Annotated in this window: 14 protein-coding genes; 4 read left to right on the top strand and 10 right to left on the bottom strand. The window is 68.2% G+C overall.

The features are described from left to right. Positions 1-68 precede the first annotated feature (68 nt). From D7V80_RS34815 to D7V80_RS34810, 3 genes are all read right to left on the bottom strand, one after another. Positions 69-362: a hypothetical protein gene (locus tag D7V80_RS34815; RefSeq protein ID WP_120592193.1), complete on the bottom strand. Its 294-nt coding sequence runs from the start codon at positions 360-362 to the stop codon at positions 69-71. 296 nt (positions 363-658) lie between these two features. Next, positions 659-1,507 (bottom strand): hypothetical protein, encoded by an 849-nt coding sequence (locus D7V80_RS41555; protein WP_147447311.1) that lies wholly within the window; start codon positions 1,505-1,507, stop codon positions 659-661. Between the two features lie 379 nt (positions 1,508-1,886). After that, positions 1,887-2,645, bottom strand: coding sequence for an SDR family oxidoreductase (locus D7V80_RS34810; RefSeq protein WP_120592192.1), 759 nt, complete (start codon positions 2,643-2,645; stop codon positions 1,887-1,889). Positions 2,646-2,745: 100 nt separating this feature from the next. Here D7V80_RS34810 and D7V80_RS34805 point away from each other — a divergent pair, with 100 nt between their 5' ends. Next, complete coding sequence (locus D7V80_RS34805) at positions 2,746-3,780, top strand: AraC family transcriptional regulator (RefSeq protein WP_120592191.1); 1,035 nt, start codon at positions 2,746-2,748, stop codon at positions 3,778-3,780. Further along, a complete protein-coding gene (locus tag D7V80_RS34800; protein WP_120592190.1) occupies positions 3,773-4,360 on the top strand; it encodes a regulatory protein RecX in 588 nt (195 codons plus the stop codon). The genes D7V80_RS34805 and D7V80_RS34800 overlap by 8 nt, the downstream gene beginning before the upstream one ends. Positions 4,361-4,376: 16 nt before the next feature. Here the strand turns inward: D7V80_RS34800 and D7V80_RS34795 are convergent, their stop codons facing one another. The 5 genes from D7V80_RS34795 to D7V80_RS43535 all read right to left on the bottom strand — a co-directional run bounded on the left by D7V80_RS34795 (position 4,377) and on the right by D7V80_RS43535 (position 10,850). Next, positions 4,377-5,135 carry a hypothetical protein gene (locus D7V80_RS34795; protein ID WP_120592189.1) on the bottom strand — a complete coding sequence of 253 codons (759 nt, stop codon included), beginning with the start codon at positions 5,133-5,135 and terminating at the stop codon, positions 4,377-4,379. Between the two features lie 244 nt (positions 5,136-5,379). Further along, positions 5,380-7,833, bottom strand: coding sequence for an acylase (locus tag D7V80_RS34790; protein ID WP_120592188.1), 2,454 nt, complete (start codon positions 7,831-7,833; stop codon positions 5,380-5,382). Positions 7,834-7,923: 90 nt separating this feature from the next. Then, on the bottom strand, positions 7,924-9,114 hold the full coding sequence (locus D7V80_RS34785; protein WP_120592187.1) for a lanthionine synthetase C family protein: 1,191 nt from the start codon (positions 9,112-9,114) through the stop codon (positions 7,924-7,926). A gap of 40 nt (positions 9,115-9,154) precedes the next feature. Beyond that, positions 9,155-10,642: a hypothetical protein gene (locus D7V80_RS34780; protein WP_120592186.1), complete on the bottom strand. Its 1,488-nt coding sequence runs from the start codon at positions 10,640-10,642 to the stop codon at positions 9,155-9,157. A gap of 82 nt (positions 10,643-10,724) precedes the next feature. After that, complete coding sequence (locus D7V80_RS43535) at positions 10,725-10,850, bottom strand: hypothetical protein (RefSeq protein ID WP_255417675.1); 126 nt, start codon at positions 10,848-10,850, stop codon at positions 10,725-10,727. 250 nt (positions 10,851-11,100) lie between these two features. Here D7V80_RS43535 and D7V80_RS34775 point away from each other — a divergent pair, with 250 nt between their 5' ends. Further along, positions 11,101-12,066 carry a DUF4440 domain-containing protein gene (locus D7V80_RS34775; RefSeq protein ID WP_158616747.1) on the top strand — a complete coding sequence of 322 codons (966 nt, stop codon included), beginning with the start codon at positions 11,101-11,103 and terminating at the stop codon, positions 12,064-12,066. A gap of 9 nt (positions 12,067-12,075) precedes the next feature. Here D7V80_RS34775 and D7V80_RS34770 read toward each other — a convergent pair whose 3' ends face one another. Continuing rightward, positions 12,076-12,963 (bottom strand): HNH endonuclease, encoded by an 888-nt coding sequence (locus D7V80_RS34770; RefSeq protein ID WP_120592184.1) that lies wholly within the window; start codon positions 12,961-12,963, stop codon positions 12,076-12,078. A 198-nt stretch (positions 12,964-13,161) separates the two neighbouring features. On the opposite strand from D7V80_RS34770, the gene D7V80_RS34765 reads away from it, so the two are divergent. Beyond that, on the top strand, positions 13,162-14,610 hold the full coding sequence (locus tag D7V80_RS34765) for a glycoside hydrolase family 6 protein (RefSeq protein ID WP_120592183.1): 1,449 nt from the start codon (positions 13,162-13,164) through the stop codon (positions 14,608-14,610). 136 nt (positions 14,611-14,746) lie between these two features. Here D7V80_RS34765 and D7V80_RS41975 read toward each other — a convergent pair. After that, on the bottom strand, positions 14,747-15,512 hold a 766-nt coding region (locus D7V80_RS41975; RefSeq protein ID WP_120592182.1), incomplete at its 5' end, for a hypothetical protein.

Here is a 15,512-nt window from a genome sequence, read left to right as displayed (position 1 = left end):
CTCCTGGGGTTGTGGGGAGTGGGTCCAGCCGCGCGACGAATGGCCGCGCGGCGGATCGACACGGGACTTCAGGAGGCGGGGCGCTTGAAGCACACCATCCCGACCTGGGTATCCACCAGCACCAGCTCCCAGCCTTCCTTGCCCAGGGAGACCAGGTAGGTGTTGAGCGCGTCAGGGCCGGCCTTGAGGTCGAAGTCCGACGTCTTCCGGCAGAACTGCTGCCACTCGCGCACCTGCTCCGGTTTGGTGAACCGCTGGTGGGCGGGACGCAGGTCGTCCTTCGCCCAAGCGGACGCTCCACCCAGGAACGTCATGGTGAGACAGCAGAACCGCCGGGAAGAGACCGCGAGCGAGGAGCGCATGCCTCCGTTCTTACAGCGCCTAACGAAATTGCGGAGCGGGGTGGGCAAGCTGCAAGGGCCAGCTCCAGCTTGTAGGGCATGGTCCGCGAACTCGTTCCCGACGCCTTCTGGCAACGCGTGGCGCGCCGCCGCTGCCTCCTCCTTGCCAAAAGCACCCGTTGAGAAACGCGACGAGCGTCGTCCGTCGCTACAGGCCATCGCGAGCAGTTCGTTGGCTCGCGAGTGGAACCGCCTCAGGAAATGCATGCGTTGGATGCACGCGTAAGACAGGGTGTTCGCCGTTCGCGCGGCACTGTTTATTTTAGTAGCGCAGAAAACACATCGGTATTTCCGCCAAGCGCAAGCGTGAAGGTCCAGAAACTTCGATTTCTATTGGGGGGAACATCTGTGTTGGGAATGGAGGCAGGGTCTGCCGAGAATCGCCAGAGACTCATTCCGCCCAGGATGGATATTGCAATGTTTGGAGAGTAGGCCAAGCCTGTGGATATAATTGATGTTGCGCTCGGTGTGCCGTCTGTCAAATTGGTGTCGGGTCGAATGGTGGGGCTGATGCTGGAAGGTTTCCCCAAGTACACCCCGATCAGCCGATACCCGCACACCGCATCGCCACCAAGCCTCCAGCCTGTCTCTTCAGCGACTTCGTCGTCGCTTACTTGCTCCCGTTCAAGCTCTTTCTTGGTGCGGTCCTTCGCCATTCTATCTGCTCTCGCTCTGGCTACATCTCTCGAAGAAAGGCTCCAAACGGCAGCGCAATATGCTCGGGTCTCCGGGCCCGATTTCGCTAGAAACAAGAATGGATAGCCGACCACGTAAGGCATGAATGACGATGTGGTATCTTGCGCTGCATATTCCGTCAGTCCTTTGAGTGGGACGTGGACGGCATATCCTGCGCCAATTGAGAATCCGTACTCAATCAGTTTTCCGGACTTGAGATTGTCAATGGTCAGTGTTGTCGGTTGGGGCGGAGTAGTGGGGAGTTCCACGACCTTGACACTTATGGGCGTTGGATTCGGCTCCGGCGAAGCCACTTGCTCTGCGACAGTCGTGCCTGGGGACGCCGCCAGATCGCGCTGGAGTTCCTGCGAAGTTGCCAGGGTCGAAAAGGACGACACAGCCAGCAGCACGAGACGTGAGATCGTCGTCACTCAATTCCCTCCCTAATGAGGAACACGATTACGTGTGTCCTAGAGTGAATGGAAGTCAACGGATAGTCAATGGCCAGCGCTCAGGCGAGAGAAGGCTATCGTTTTATGACTCTGAGGACAGGTGGACTGGAGGTCGCTTCAAAACCAGTTGAAATATTAAATCAAGAATTTCGAGATGGGTGCGTCTGGGGCGCGAACCGCTGCGTGGTGGAGCGCACGCTGGCTTGGAAGAACCCGCTGCGCCGACCTCGATTCCGCGGCGACCGCAGGCCCGATATCCTCGGCTGCTGCGTCATGCTCCTCCGTCGCTCTGCCCTGGCAGTTGTCAGGCACTATTGGGGGAAGACGGGAGCATGAGCAAGCCACGGCCCTCTCGGGCTCAGTTCGACCGGGCCATCTCCACGGCGTCCGCGCCCGCGGGCAGGCGGAGCGGGGAGGACGGGTCGTTCACCGCGCGCCAGATGGCTTCCACCACGTCAATCGACCGGGTGACCGGCCCCGAGGCATGCGCCGTCCTCTGCTCGAAGATGCTCCGCACGAAGCCGGAGTACGCCTCGGGGACGGAGACGCCCTGGTCCTGCATCCGGGCCTGGGCGTTCTGGGAGAAGGGCGTCTCCGGAGACCGTCCCGGAATCACCAGGCTCACCCGCACGCCGAAGGGCTGGAGCTCCAGCGCGAGCGATTCGGTGAACGCGTTGAGCGCCGCCTTGCTCGCGCTGTACACGGCGAGCAGCGGGAGCGGCTTCAGCGTCGTGCCCGACGAGACGTTCACGATGACCCCCGACTTCTGCTGCCGGAACCCGGGCAGGAAGGCCTGGGTCACGGCCATTGCGCCGAACGTGTTCGTTTCGAAGGTGCCGCGGATCGTCTCCATCGAGGTGCCTTCGAAGACGCCCATCAGGCCGACGCCCGCGTTGTTGACCAGTACGTCGACGGGGCCGGCGGCCTCCACCAGCGCGCGGATGCTCGCCGGGTCGGTGACGTCGAGCGGGAGCACGCGCAGGTGCTCCGAGCGGGGCAGCACGTCCTCGCGCGGCTTGCGCATCGTGGCGATGACCTTCCAGCCGCGCTCGAGGAAGTAGCGGGCGGTGTCGAGTCCGAATCCGGTCGAGCATCCAGTGATCAGGATCGTCTTCATGGCGTCTCCTTGGCGGTGGTGGCTTCGGTGACGGATATACGGACCCGGAACCGGACGTGCTACAACAGGGAGTCCAGATTTCATTCGCAGGAGTCCGGTCATGGTCGATCCCCTCGCGGAAGTGGTCTCGCTGCTCCAGCCGGGCGCTCCATTCTCGAAGCTCGTCAGCGGCGCGGGCAGGTGGAGGGTACGGCGAGCGGAGAATGGGCGGCCCTTCTACTGCGCGGTCCTCATGGGGAGGAGCCGCCTCGCCGTCGACGGGCGCGAGCCGGTCATCCTCGAGAAGGGGGACTTCGTCTTGATCCCCGCGGCGTTCGACTTCATGACGACGAGCATCGAGCCGCCCAAGGGAAAGCAGGAGACGCCGCGCATCGTGTTGCCCGATGGTGAAATCAGGAACGGCATTCACCACGGCCCGCCGGATGTCCGGCTGCTGGTGGGGTACTGCACCTTCGCCTCCCCGGACGCGAGCCTGCTCGTCTCGCTCCTGCCCCAGTTCGTGCACGTTCGCGGCGAGCAGCGGCTCACCACCCTCGTGGAGCTCTTGAAGGACGAGTCGCGCGAACGGCGGCCCGCGCGCGAGGTCATCCTCGCTCGCCTCATGGAGGTGCTGCTCATCGAGGCGCTCCGCTCCACGGCCGGCATCGCGGCGTCGCCGGGCCTCCTGCGCGGGCTCTCCGACGAGCGACTGGCGGTGGCCATCCGCCGGATGCACGAGCGCCCGACCCAGGCGTGGACCGTGGCCCAGCTGGCGAAGGAGGCCGCGCTGTCCCGCTCGGCGTTCTTCGAGCGCTTCAATCGCGCGCTGGGCGTGGCCCCGATGGAGTACCTGCTCGGCTGGCGCATGGCCCTGGCGAAGGACCTGCTGCGGCGCAAGCAGGAGGCCACCGTCGCCGAGGTCGCGGAGCAGGTCGGCTACAGCTCCGCGAGCACCTTCAGCGTGGCCTTCACCCGTCACGTCGGACTGCCACCCACGCATTACGCGCGGGAGCAGCGCCAGTCCCCTGACACCCGGGGCGAACCTCCGGCACGGCGGGCCACCGGGCAGCCGGGCCCCGGGCGGGCTACCCGGAGGAGCGGCGGGCGCGGCCCCAAGGGTCGGACCCCGGTGGTAGAGCTGTCCCGCCATGGATGATCCCACCGACAGGGACCCGGAACGCCGCCGGGAGCCTCGCAAGCCAAAGCCTCCCCGGAAGGTGTCGCCGCGCTATCTGGAGAACGCGGCGCTGCACTACCTCAAGCGGTACGCGGCCACGGTGAGCCAGCTCAAGCGCGTGATGATGCGCAGGGTGGACCGCTCCGTGAAGTTCCACGGCACCGACCGCGCGGAGGCCGTGGGCTGGGTGGACGCGCTGGCGGAGAAGCTCATCCGCAACGGCCTCATCAATGACCGGACCTACGCGGAGACGCGCGTGCACTCGCTGCGCGCGTCCGGCCGCAGCGCGCGCGTCATCACCCAGAAGCTGCGCATGAAGGGCGTGGCGCCGGAGCTGGTGCAGGAGAAGCTGGCGGAGGCCACCCAGGACGTGCCGGAAGACGCCGCCGCCCGCATCTGGGCGCGCAAGAAGCGGCTGGGCCCCTACCGGCGCGACCCGAGCACGCGCGAGGAGAACCGCAAGAAGGACCTGGCGGCGCTCGCCCGCGCGGGCTTCTCCTTCGCCATCGCGAAGCGCATCATCGACGGGACGGCGGACGACCTGCCGTCCCGCGACTGAAAAGACCCCTGAGGGCTCAGTACATCTTCAGGTCGTACTTCGCGGTGGGCGTGTAGTCGGACCCCGCCGGCCGGTTGCGCGTGTCGGTAATCTTCACCGCGTAGACGCCATTCGCCACGACGTTCGCCGTCGCGCGGTAGATGAAGCAGGACGGGATGATCTGCGAGCAGATGGTGCTCGACGTGCTGCCCACGAGCGCGCCCAGCGTGCGGGTGGCGTAGTTGTACGCGTAGATGTCGATGCGCATCCACGGGCCGTTGCGCAGGTTGTATGTCTCCACCGTCATCACCTGGTTGATGGGCGTGGCCACCAGCACCCAGTCCACGTCGTTCTGACGGTGGAAGGAGTGGTTGAGCTGCGGCGTGCCCAGGTACGAGGACGCGGAGGTGTGCGTGTTGTCGCTCTCGTAGGAATCCGGAGGCGCCAGCAGGCAGTTGGCGGGCGGGCTGAAGCCGTCATTGACGCAGACGTTGCCCACGCAGTTGCAGCCGGACGCGCAGTCCGAACCCGTGTTGCACGTGCGCACGGGCGCCTGGTCACAGTGGCCCTCGGGCGGCGGCGGGCCGAACCCGTCCGGCACGCAGTAACCGCCCTGGCAGGTACAGGCCTCCCGGCATCCCAGGCTGTTCGTACAGGTCCGGGTCGCCAGCGCCGCCTCCTGCGTCTCCAGCGTCTCCATCGCCACGGGCTCGGGCGACAGCGGCTGCTCCTCCACGGGGCCGCAGGCCACGGCGAACAGCGCCAGCGCCGCCGCACTCCAACGAAGCATCTTCACGGGGGCTCCTCGGGTGGAAATCCCGGCGAGGGGCGCGGGAGTGCGCCGCCTGAAGGGAAATCATTGTTTCACCCTGAGTGAACTGTGCCTTCCTGGGATGGGTCTGGCAATCCTTATCAAGTGCAATGATTCGGGATTCTTGAGGCCTTGGAAAGTGTTCTCATCCCCAAAGCACCGCGGCCCGGCGCCCCTCCTGTGTGGTGGAGGGACACCGGGCCGCCTGGGCCCTGCTGTCTGGCTTTGACTACTCCTGGAGGTGCGTGACGGTCAGCGCCGGGTCCGCGGCGATCTCCGCCTCCGTGTAGCGACGGTCCACCCACTGCTTCTGGGAGAACATGGCCGTCTGGTCCGCGAACCAGGGCGAGGCCGGGTTGGTGGACTGGGAGTAGGTGAGCACGGACTTCGCCACGGGGCCCGCGTCCGTGAAGGACACGGCCATGACGAAGCTGGAGCCCAGGACGGGCTCATACGTGCCGTCCGGCGCCAGCTGGTTGGCGATCTGGTTGAAGCAGCCCTCGTCGTGGGCGCAGCCGTGCACCGGGTAGAAGATGCCGTTCTTGCGCTTGCCCTGCACGGAGCCCGTCGTCGCATCCAGGGCGATGCCGCGCTCGCGCAGCGTGCGGATGGCGGTGCCCAGCGCCTGGGCCACCTGCGGGTTCAGCGTGTTGAGCGTGCGCGGCGTGTTGACCGGGTCGTTCGCGTTGAAGGGCACCAGGTACGGCCCGCCCGTGGCACCCACCGCGGTGAAGAGGAACACGCGCCAGAGCAGCTCGCCCCGGCTGTCCAGGTCGCCCTTCAGGTCCCACGCGGCCAGCACGGGGCAGGCGGGGCGCAGGTCCTCGAAGGTGAGGTCCGGCATCAGCACGAAGGGCGTGCGGCGGCACAGCGCCACCGCGGCGTCGCGCAGCAGCTCGCCGGAGTAGTTGCGGTTGTTGAACATCACCGTCTGGAGCTGCTCCAGCGTGAAGCCCTGGCCCTCCAGGCCGTCCGTGCCCGCGAGCCGGCCCTGCACCATCTTCAGGCCCAGGCGGGTGCGCAGGCTGCGCACGTTCTTCTCACCGCCCAGGATGCGCGGGAAGCCGGTGAGCGGCTGGGCGGGGTTGGGCAGCCAGTAGCTGTCGTTGGAGTTGGTGACGTAGTCGGCGCGGGTGAGGTGCGGCAGGCTGCCCGGGCCGAAGATGCCCGGCTCCACCGCGTCCGCGTCGCTGCCCAACGCGCAGTCGGAGCGCGAGCCGTCCAGCACCGGCAGCCCCGCGCTCGCGAGCACCAGCAGCGGGATGGGGGACAGCACGCAGCGCGCGAGCTTCGCGTCGGTGACGTGCGGCACCACGCTCATGTCCGCGTAGTACGCGCGGCCCTGTGCGTCCGTGGCGATGGTGTTCACCCAGGGGATGCCCTGCCAGGTGGCCTGCGCCGTGCGCAGCTCGTCCACGTTCGCCGCGCGGTCCATGGCGAAGAACGCGTCCAGCAGGCGCAGGTTGGACGCGTTGGCGTCATGGAACGCGTAGCCGGTGAGGCCGTTCCACGTCATCAGGCCGGACGGGTACTCCATCATCGGGCCCAGGTGCGAACGGTAGAAGGTGTGCTGACGCGGCGTGAGCGAGCCGTCCGCCGCCTTCGCCTGCACCGTGACGGTGCGGGTGGTCATGTCGCGAATCTGGCCGTCGTACAGGTACTTCGTGGGGAAGCCCGGGATGAGCTTCAGCTCGAAGGGGGTGAAGCGGTACGCGGTGGAGACGGTGTGGCTCCAGGCCAGCGTCTCGTTGTGGCCGATGAGGATGGCGGGCACGCCCAGCAGGCTCACGCCGGAGACGTTGAGCTTGCCCGGCACCGTGAGGTGGGCCTCGTAGAAGCGCTCCGAGCCTTCCCAGGGGAAGTGCGGGTTGGCCAGCAGCATGCCCTTGCCGTTGCGCGTGGCCTGGGTGCCCAGGCCGAAGGCGTTGCTGCCCAGGCCCAGCGTCTCCGAGCTGGGGAACACCTTGCGGTCCAGCGTGGCGGGCGCGGGCAGCGGCAGGGGCAGCGTGCCGTCCGGCAGGAGGGACGGGGGCTTCGCGTCCACCAGCGCGTCCAGGAAGAAGAGCGAGCTGGCGAAGAGGCTGAGCTGGTAGTAGCGCCGGTACAGGTCGCGCTCGGTGATGGGGCGCACCCAGGCCGCGCCCTTGCAGCGCGGATCCGGCAGCCCGTCCACGCCGGTCTCCGTCAGGTAGCGGTTGATGCCCGCCGTGTAGCCGCGCACCAGCTCGCGCACGTCCTGGGACGGGCCCAGGGGCGGCGGCTTCGCCAGGAGCGCCTCCACCGTGCCGTCGTCGTTGATGGCCTGGTAGAAGAAGTCGCTCTTCAGGTTGTTGTACTGGCTGCCCAGCGCGGCCAGGTACGTGCCGTCCGGCCCGAAGTAGCGCGAGCGCTCGGCGTTCACCGTCACCAGCGCGTCCATCAGCGCGCAGAAGTTGTCCTGAGCGAACGCGTAGCCATAGCCGTAGCCCACGCCCGCGAAGTCATCCGCCAGCACGTGGGGGATGCCGTGCGCCGTCCTGCGCACGGTGGCGGAGAGGCTGCCCGCCCCCAACTTCTTCACCGACGTGGTGGGGCCTTCCGGCGCAGGAGGTGTCGCGGTGCGCGGCTCACACCCGGTGGCCAGCAGCAGCGCCGTCAGCGGCAGCAGCCGGGCGCCACCGGTCCTTCCGTTACGTCCGTCCATCGAGGGACTCCTTTCAAGATGAGAAAGAAAATCCCTTATGATTGTAGAAACGCGGTGGTTCTGGATCGCGTGAAAACACCCGAAGGGTGTTCAGTCCAGGCGGGGGGTGGCCAGGGGGAGGTCGTGGAACTTCCGGGGCTGGAGCGTGAGCACGCGGTGCAGGAACAGCCCGATGCCCGCGCCCCCCACGCCGTAGTCGTGGCTGATGCGCATGAGGTAGCGGCCGGGGAAGGCCAGGCCCTGGGGGCGCTCGATGCGGTACAGCAGGCACTGCTCGGCCTTCTGCCGCGCCAGGTCCAGGTAGTGCCGCTCGCCCGTCACCACGTGCATGTCCAGCAGGGTCTCCCCCATGGAGGCGAGGCCCTCGAAGAGGTGGGGGGCAGCGGAGAAGAAGGCGCCACAGGGCCGGGCGCCGCGGCGGGCCAGGTGGAGGTAGTGCTCGTCCTGGAGGACCTGAAAGAAGCGGATGAGGGTGGAGGTCACCCCCGCGCCGCCGCGCAGCCAGTAGGGCCGGTGGCCCTCGGCCCCGGCGGTCGTCCCCCAGACGAGGTTGTCCCCCTGGGGCTGCGCATGGGCGACGTCGAACGCGAGGCCCTCGCGGGCGGTGTCCAGGTACTCCCGTTCGCCGGTCGCCCGCCAGAGCGACAGGAGGAAGAAGGCCGCGCCGCTGTTGCCCAGACCGAACCCCAGCCGGACGGCGCCGTCGAAGTCATTGCGCCAGGACACCCCGTGGGCGGAGCGCTCCGCCCGCTTCAGCAGGTATTGCCCCGCACGGACGGCGTGCTCCAGGTAGCTCGCGTCCCGGGTGCGCAGGTGGAGCGCCAGCGCGGCCATGCCCCAGCCCGCCGCGCCGTCGAACATGTCGACGGCGCGCAGGGCCAGCGGCGACTGCATCGCCATCGCGAACAGCTCCCGGCCGCGCTCGAGCAGACCGACCTCCGCGAAGGTCCAGGCGATACCGGCCAGGCCGGAGTAGAGGCCCGGCGGATAATTGCCCAGGTCGACGGGCTGGGCCGCCATCCAGTCCCGCACCTGGGGGGGCAGCTCCCCCAGGACGGAGTGCAGGAAGAGCGCGGGGCCACAGGCGCCATACGCCAGGTTGAGCGGGTTCGTCTGGAACCCCATGGCGTCCTGGGCGAAGAGCCGGTCCGAGCGCGTCGTGTCCAGGGTCGCGAGCATGTCCCTCGCCAGGTCCTGGAGGGCGCGGTGCAGCGGGTCCGCCTCGGGGGTGGCCTGAGGGAGGACTTCGTCCTGCGGAGCGCGAGCGGTGAGGGTGCTCATGAGGGCGTTCCTCGAGGGTGGGAGCGGTGGTGGGGGCGCCCTAGGCGGCCGGGTTCCAGGCGAGGGCGAACTGGCGGGCGTCGTCGAAGCGGCCCTCCACCAGCAGCTGGATGAGGGTGCGGGTCTGCGGAGGCAGTCCCGCTTCGATGAAGTGGTCCAGGAACCGGAAGAGCGGGTGGGACTTGTCCAGCTCGAACAGGTTCTGGACGGGGCAGATGAGGTTGTAGAGCAGCATCCCCGCCGCGTAGTAGTCGTCCTCGGGCTCCAGCGAGCGCGCCGTGCGGCGCTCGGGCCGGCGGAAGCCGGGGTTGAACCACTGGGCGGAGAACGGCGAGTGGCCGCCGCGGATCAACGCGCCTTCGAAGTCGATGAACCCCAGCGCCCCCGTGGGCCGGTGGATGAGGACGTTGCCCGGAGACAGGTCCCCCACGAGCACGCCTCGGTCATGGATGGCCGCCAGCGCGTCGAAGAGCCGCAGCGCGATGTCCCTCCACTCCACGCAGAAGCGGACGACGCGGGCGGCGTCCTCCATGTACGTCATGATGATGAAGTCGTCCTGGGCCCGGAGCTTCGCCAGGGGGATGCCCTCGAAGAAGCTGACGGCCAGGAACGAGTGCTCCCACTCCTCGAACAATTCGACCGGTTGGGGGACACACGGCAGGCCCTCGAGCCGCCGCAGGATGTCGTACTCCTGCCGGAGCGCCAGGGTTGCGTCCACGGTGCGTTCCGCGCCCAGCCAGGTCTCCGTGTGGGGCCGCGCCTCCTTGAGCGCCACCAGGTGGCCGGTGCGCTGGTCCAATGCCTTGTAGACGCCGCCCGTGTTGGTGAAGGCCAGCGCCTCCTGGACCGCGTAGCGGTTGTTGAGCAGCCCGGACTCCTCCTTGGCGTCCGCCTCTTCCGGGGTCTCGAAGGGGTCCTGGACCCAGTCCGGCAGTTCGAAGTAGGGCAGGCGCAAGTCATTGACCCAGGCGCCGTCCGGCTTGCGCACCATCAGGTCGCGCATGCCGTCGATGCGCAGGTTGTACATGCGCTGGAAGCCGCCGTACCGGTAGAAGACGACCTTGCTGTCGCGGTAGCGCTTGTCTGAAAGAACATACGGACCGACGAGGCCCTGGGTGGCCTGGTGGAGCGCTTCGATGAGGTCGCGGAAGGTCTGCTCATCCTTGGGATAGATGGTGATGAACTTGCCCGACCCACCCCGGGAATAGCGTTTGGAGTTCTGGAAGCGTAGCAGCATGGGGGCCGCGACGATCTTGAACATCACCTCCCGGCGGGCACACTCCGGCACGACGCGGCGCAGGATGGTCTCTGCCTCCGCCACTGGCGAGGAGATGTGGATCTTGAAGCCCTGGGGCTGGAGGACCGTGCGCTCCGACTTCGCCTGGAGGAAGACGTCAAACCGGCTCGCCGTCCAGTCGGAGGGCAGCAGTTGCTTCAGGAGCGATGCGTATTGCTCGCTGACAGGAAAGCGGCCCAGCGTTTCGAAGTAGTCCGGATCCGACAGCGTGTAAGGGGAGATCTCTTCCATGGGGGCTCCTACGCGCCGTGGCCGGAAAACAGGAGGGGCCGGAGTGCCGGCCCCTCCCGGCTTCAGCACTGCGAAGGCAGGACTAGCAGCCGACGCTGCAGCCGCTGTTGCCACCGCCGACGGCGATACACATCACGCTGCTGGTGCTGTCGGCAACCGCGGTGGTGTCCGGAGCAGCCAGCTTCTGCAGATCGAGGATCTTCTTCATGGTGTATATCCTTTCGGATGGGGGTGCATTCACTGTCGTGAAGCGGAGAAAATATAAAATCTAGAAGAGTGGGAAATCAATGGGTCAATAATTGCCCATGTCTTGGTGGTTGGAGTTGGTGTGGGGTGAAGGCTCTTACGCGCTGCGATGTCGCTGTATGTCATTGATGGCGGGGCGCGGCATTCCGCCCTCCTGGAGCCGGGCGGGGTCTGGCATGCTCCAGGCCTCTTCCAGGAAAGGAAGTCAGCACATGAAACGGATGTTCGCGGGCGCGCTCGTCGTCGCGGCGTTGGGGACCCTGGGGTGTGGTGGGGCGAAGGCCTCCGGGCCGGGCGCGGAGGCCGTGATGGCGCGGCAGTCGCTGGAGGACCAGCGTGCGGGGCTGCGTGCGGCGGACCAGGCCATGTCGGACGCGGCGGAGAAGGCCGGCTCGGCGCAGGCGTTCGCGGACTTCGTCGCGGACGACGCGGTGCTGCTGGTGGACGGCACGTACGCGCCGAAGGGCAGGGAGGCCATCCGCGCGTGGCTGGCCGCGCATCCGTTGGAGGCGGAGGGCAAGGTGCGCTGGGCGCCCGTGCGCTGGGACGTCAGCGCGGACGGGACGCTGGGGTACGCGGTGGGCAACGTGTCCGTGGAGTCGGGAGGCACGTCGGTGCGGCCGACCGCGCGCTACATCACCGCGTGGAAGCGCCAGCCGGACGGGCAGTGGCGCGTGGCGGTGGCGGTGCTCAACGCCGCCAAGACGCCGATGACGCCGCCCGCGGGCTTCGCGCCTTCGTCCACGCAGCCGGCGCCGGAGCCGCGCGCGCTTCCGCCCGCGAAGGTGCTGGAGGAGGCGAAGGCCGCGGACAGCGCGTTCTCCGCCATGTCCGTCACGGAGGGCATGGGCAAGGCCTTCGCCGCCTGGGCCGCGCAGGACGCGGTGATGCCGCTCGGATCCGCCGGCATCTTCGGCCATGACGCCATCGCGAAGGCGTACGCGCCGTTCACGCTGGAGGCCATCGACCTGCGCTGGGAGCCGGTGTTGGGGGACGCGGCGGGCTCTGGCGACCTCGCGTACACGGTGGGCCGCGCCATCTCCACGGGCAAGAACGAGCAGGGCCAGCCGGAGGTGGACCACGTGAAGTACCTCACCGTCTGGCGCCGGCAGGCCGATGGACAGTGGCGCTACGTCACCGACGGCGGCAACGCCAGCCCCGGCCCGCAGGGGCCGTGAGGCTTGCTGTCAGCCCTTGAAGACGTGCTCGCGGTGCCACCTCAGATAGCTGGGGTGGGGCCGCCACTCGGGGCGCTCCGGCAGCCGCAGCTGGCGGTGGGGCTGGACGAGCCGGCCCAGGTCCTCGGGCACGCCGCGGGTCGCCAGCAGGACGCGGTGGTCGTCGTCGATGGAGATGAGGCCCCGGTCGAACATCCAATGCACGGTGCCCGTGAGGGCCAGTCCGTTGCGGACGGAGTCGGGGCCGTGGGAGGCCACGGGCTGGATGTGCGCCGCCTGGACCTCCGGCCGTCCACCGCCATTGATGAGCTTCAAGCCGGAGATGGCGCAGGTCTGGGAGTAGGCGCGGCGCACGTTGTGCCGGAAGGCGTCGTCCCGGAAGGGACGTGAGACGACCAGTTGTTCCAGCGGACGCTCCGGGTAGACGGGAGGCGGCTCCGCGACACCCGTGACGGGCAGCTCCCATGGGGCGTAGTCCCGGCGGAAACCCAGGCGCGTGATGAGCTCGAACTCCGAGTCCCCCAGGGGCCGGACGGCCCGGCCGAACGCGCCCTTGTTCGTGCTGCCATCCGCCTTGCGCAGGGCCTCCTCGTAGTAGAGGTCACCTTCCCGGAAGGGCACGGCGTGGTCGAACTCGAGGAAGTCCTCGATGAGCGCGTAGAAGTGACCGGGCTGCGTCTTGTCCTCTTCCACGCTGCGGACCTTCGCGACGGCGAAGTACGCCTGCCGCCCGTTCGAGCTCGTCGGTCCACTGGCCCTGCGGGGCTCGTAGTAGACGATGAACTCCCCGACGGCGGCCTCCACCTGCCGCAGATAGGTGCGCGGGAAGTGGTAACGCACCTCGGGCTGGTCGTCATACGCCGAGCCTTCCGAGGTGGTGAAGACAGCCTTCGTCATGGGCTCCCTGTCCAGGTCGAGGGAGCGCCAGGTTAGGGCCGTGGATCCGGGGTGTACATGCCCGCGATGTCATGGCTGGCCCCTTGGCGTGACTGTTTCAGCAATATTCCGCCAAGAGCTGAAATAGCTGCTTAGTCTTGTATTCAGGACTGGGCCGCCGCAAGAAGGGAGCTCCCCCCGTGGTGAGGAGTTCCCTTCATGCGTACCCCTCGTTCCGTGCGTCGGCTGTCGCTGTCGTTCGTCCCGCTGTTCGCGCTCGCGGCCTGTGGCCCGGCCGAGCCCGTCACTCCTGACGCTCCTGCACTCACCGCGCAGGAGGCCGCGCTCACCGAACTGCTCACCAACGGCTCCTTCAGCTCCGGCTCGGTGGCGCCGTGGTGGAACAACGCCAGCACGCAGTCGTCCGTGGAGAGCGGCAGGTGGCGCGTGGACGTGGCGGCGAACACGGCCAACCCGTGGGACGCCATCGTGGGACAGAGCGGCCTGACGCTCACCGCCGGGAAGACCTACACGCTCGCGTTCACCGCCACCGCCACCGCGCCCATCACCGCGCAAACAACCGTGCAGCAGGAGGTGGCTCCGTACACGGCCACGCTCACGCGGGCCTTCACGCTGGACGGCACGTCGCGCCGGTTCTCCTTCCCCTTCACGTCGTCGTTCTCGTCCGGCCAGGGACAGGTGACGTTCCAGCTGGGGGGCCGCGCCAGCGCCGTCACCGTGCGGCTGGATGACATCTCGCTCACCACGGAGAGCGGCACCGGCTCCGGCCCGGTGGCGATGACGAGCGGCTTCTACGTGGACCCCAACTCCAACCCCGCGGTGTGGGTGCGCGACAACAGCGGTGACGGCCGCGCGTCGCGCATCAACGCGTCCATCGCCTCGAAGCCGATGGCACGCTGGTTCGGCAACTGGAACGGCAACATCGCCCAGGATGTGTCCAACTTCGTGGCCGCGGCGGACGCGGCGGACAAGCTGCCCGTGCTGGTGGCCTACAACATCCCGGGCCGTGACTGCGGCAGCCACTCCGGCGGCGGGGCGGGCAGCGCGGACGCGTACCGCACCTGGATCTCCGCCTTCGCGACGGCCATCGGCAACCGCCCGGCGGTGGTCATCGTGGAGCCGGACGGCGTCGCGCAGCTGGACTGCCTGCCCAACGACACGGAGCGCGCCACGCGGCTGAGCCTCATCCGCTACGCCTCCGAGCAGCTGCGCGACCGCGCGCCCAACACCTGGACGTACCTGGACGGCGGCAACGCGAGCTGGATCGCCGCCGACACCATGGCGCAGCGCCTGGAGTCCGCGGGCGTGCGCAACGTGCGCGGCTTCTCCCTCAACGTCTCCAACTTCTATCCCACCGCGCAGTCCACCACGTACGGCAACGCGGTGAACGCCGCGCTGAACAGCCGCTACGGCTACACGCGGCAGTACATCATCGACACCAGCCGCAACGGCAACGGCTCCAACGGCGAGTGGTGCAACCCCGGTGGCCGCAAGCTGGGCGTGACGTCCCAGACGGGCGGCGGCGCGGAGATGCTCCTGTGGGTGAAGACGCCGGGGGACTCGGATGGCCAGTGCGGCATCGCCCCGGGCACGCCCGCAGGACAGTTCAGCCCGGACCTGGCGAACCGCCTCATCGACGGCACCTGAGCCCCCCGAACCCGCCTCCGTCCCGTCACGCTGGGGGGGCGAGCCGCTGTAGCCCACCGGACGTGAAAACGCCTTCCCCGGCGCGAGGCAGGGGAAGGCGTTGGGGTGTGAGGCAGGGGCTGCGCGGGAGGGGTTCCTAGCTGGACTCGCCCACGCTCATGCGCCGGCTGGCGCCGCCGTTGCCCTTGCCCAGGGGCTGGGTGCGCTCCAGGTTCGAGCGGGCCAGGGCCTGGCGCTGTTCATCCGTCTTCGCGGTGCCGTCCTTCTGCACCGTCATCACGCCGCCGCTGCCGTGCTGCGCCTGGGCCTGCTCGATGCTCTTCTTCAGGTCGCTGGCCGGCACCCAGTAGGCGCCGTTGATGGGGTCGCGCACGCGGTAGAGGTCGTCGTCCGTGCTGTCGCTCAGGCCCGGGTTCACGCCGTCGATGGTGAGCCAGTGCAGCTCGCCGCTCTCCGGGAGCTGTTCATCTTCCGCCAGCGTCATGTTGAGCAGCGCGTTGGAGTCCACCATCGCCAGGGCCATCTGCCCGTGCTTCAGCGCGCCGCTCAGCGCGTCCGTGTTGCACTCGTCGAAGCCGTTGGTGACCTTGATGCCCATGGTGCCGAGCATGGCGCCCATCTCTGCCGGGGTCGCGCCGTCATCCAGGTTCACGTCCACCTGGTCACTCACACCCGAGGCAATCGTGTCCGCCTTGTTGCGCACCTTCTCGCGGGCCTCCTGCTGCGTCAGCGGGGCGGCCTCCTCGGCGCTGGACTGCTCCAGGTAGGTGAGGGTGGCCTCCGCGCAGCCCTTCTTGCTCGTCTGCGCGACGGTCGTCTGCGGCGCGTTCCAGCCCTGCTCCTTCTGGGCTTGCGTCGCCTCGTTGGTGGGGATGGCGCTGGCGGCCGGATCCGTGCCCGGG

The sequence above is a fragment of the Corallococcus sp. CA054B genome (assembly GCF_003611625.1).
In the GTDB taxonomy this organism is placed as follows: Bacteria; Myxococcota; Myxococcia; order Myxococcales; family Myxococcaceae; genus Corallococcus; species Corallococcus coralloides.
The sequence above is the reverse complement of the archived record's forward strand: the minus strand, read 5'-3'. Positions and strand labels throughout refer to the sequence as shown.

Coding starts and splice junctions, on each gene's coding strand:
- D7V80_RS34815 (WP_120592193.1), bottom strand. CDS start 362: ATGCGCTCCTCGCTCGCGGTCTCTTCCCGGCGGTTCTGCTGTCTCACC.
- D7V80_RS34810 (WP_120592192.1), bottom strand. CDS start 2,645: ATGAAGACGATCCTGATCACTGGATGCTCGACCGGATTCGGACTCGAC.
- D7V80_RS34805 (WP_120592191.1), top strand. CDS start 2,746: ATGGTCGATCCCCTCGCGGAAGTGGTCTCGCTGCTCCAGCCGGGCGCT.
- D7V80_RS34800 (WP_120592190.1), top strand. CDS start 3,773: ATGGATGATCCCACCGACAGGGACCCGGAACGCCGCCGGGAGCCTCGC.
- D7V80_RS34790 (WP_120592188.1), bottom strand. CDS start 7,833: ATGGACGGACGTAACGGAAGGACCGGTGGCGCCCGGCTGCTGCCGCTG.
- D7V80_RS34785 (WP_120592187.1), bottom strand. CDS start 9,114: ATGAGCACCCTCACCGCTCGCGCTCCGCAGGACGAAGTCCTCCCTCAG.
- D7V80_RS34780 (WP_120592186.1), bottom strand. CDS start 10,642: ATGGAAGAGATCTCCCCTTACACGCTGTCGGATCCGGACTACTTCGAA.
- D7V80_RS43535 (WP_255417675.1), bottom strand. CDS start 10,850: ATGAAGAAGATCCTCGATCTGCAGAAGCTGGCTGCTCCGGACACCACC.
- D7V80_RS34775 (WP_158616747.1), top strand. CDS start 11,101: ATGAAACGGATGTTCGCGGGCGCGCTCGTCGTCGCGGCGTTGGGGACC.
- D7V80_RS34770 (WP_120592184.1), bottom strand. CDS start 12,963: ATGACGAAGGCTGTCTTCACCACCTCGGAAGGCTCGGCGTATGACGAC.
- D7V80_RS34765 (WP_120592183.1), top strand. CDS start 13,162: ATGCGTACCCCTCGTTCCGTGCGTCGGCTGTCGCTGTCGTTCGTCCCG.